Here is a 1,201-nt window from a genome sequence, read left to right as displayed (position 1 = left end):
AATGTCGCCCGGCAGCAATACGCATCGCTGTCCCGCCTTTTCCACCCAGGCGCGTGTATCTTCGGCGTCCTCCTGCTCGACGGCGAGATACGAGATCGCGACGTCTGCGCCTTCACGTGCATAGGCGATGGCCACCGCCTTGCCGATGCCGGAATCACCCCCGGTGATGAGCGCGACCTTACCCTTGAGAAGCCCCTTGCCGACATAGCTTTCCTCGCCGTGGTCGGGCTTGGTCTTCATGTTGGCGCCGAGTCCAGGGCGGGGCTGCTGCGGTTCACCAGGAAAGCTCGTCGGGTGGCTGGTGCGCGGATCATCGGTCATGGAAAGCGTCCTGCTGTTCGGGTCGCTGAAGGAACGGTCCTCCGATCGTTAAGTGCCGCCGACATAAAAGACCGTTGTCGATGACGATCTCTCGTCGAGGTCGGTGCACTCAACGGATATCGGCGCGGCGGGTGGGGGCGTGAAAGTCCGCGGGCTTGTCGGCGATCCAGCGCAGGAAACGACCGATATCCGAGCGCGCTTTCAGGGCATCGAGATTTGCGAACGTCGTCGCCAGATCCTGGTTCGAGACACTCGCATGGATGATACGGTGACAGATCGGATGGACCGGGATGACCTCCGTACCACCCCGGCTTTTCGGAATGCGGTGATGCCATTCCACCTTTCGTCCCAAGGGTCGCTCGCACAGTCCGCAACGTCCGGCGTCTTCGGCAGCGATCGTCCGTGCTTCCGCCTCCAATAGTCCTGCCTTCCGCTTCACACGTCCGCCCATGATTCGAATATGGTGTATCGGGGAGGAAAGACCAGCAAGTCGAGAAGCTTATCGGATGGAGCGAGACATACTTCGCCGAAGGGCAATCCACCAGAAGTAGACCAAGCCCCGGGCCTTATGGCGCAGCCGGAACCAGTAAAACCGCTTGATACCGGCATGCGTCTTCACAGGCCGCGTCCAGTCGAAGCGAACGGCAAGAATATCCTCGACGATGGCGCGAAGCGCGCGTCGATCAGAGACGAGATACTTGGCGTACAGCGCGCCGTCGCCAAAGCTGTACCCTGCCAGCAATCGAGTCTCGTCTTCAATATCACGGCGCCCATGGTGATGATCGACGACCATCAGCGGGTCATAGAGCACCGCAACGTCGAGGCCCGCTGCACGAAACAGGAAATCCGTATCCTCCGCGGACACGAAGGGCGCGCCGGC

Annotated in this window: 2 protein-coding genes and 1 pseudogene; all 3 read right to left on the bottom strand. The window is 61.0% G+C overall.

Annotated elements, in window-relative coordinates; translation table 11 throughout:
* Positions 1-321, bottom strand: a 321-nt coding sequence (locus BM244_RS22475; protein ID WP_139227106.1) for an SDR family NAD(P)-dependent oxidoreductase, incomplete at its 3' end; no start/stop codon positions are given.
* A gap of 109 nt (positions 322-430) precedes the next feature.
* Positions 431-772: an HNH endonuclease gene (locus tag BM244_RS22470; protein ID WP_093401132.1), complete on the bottom strand. Its 342-nt coding sequence runs from the start codon at positions 770-772 to the stop codon at positions 431-433.
* Between the two features lie 48 nt (positions 773-820).
* A pseudogene (locus BM244_RS23350) lies at positions 821-1,201 on the bottom strand (glycosyltransferase family 2 protein); the annotation flags it as partial.

This window comes from Sphingomonas sp. OK281, from assembly GCF_900115295.1.
Taxonomy (GTDB): Bacteria; Pseudomonadota; Alphaproteobacteria; order Sphingomonadales; family Sphingomonadaceae; genus Sphingomonas.
This window is presented reverse-complemented; position numbering and strand designations above follow the sequence as displayed.

Excerpts from the sequence above, each read along its gene's own strand:
- BM244_RS22470 (WP_093401132.1), bottom strand. The coding sequence starts at position 772 with ATGGGCGGACGTGTGAAGCGGAAGGCAGGACTATTGGAGGCGGAAGCA.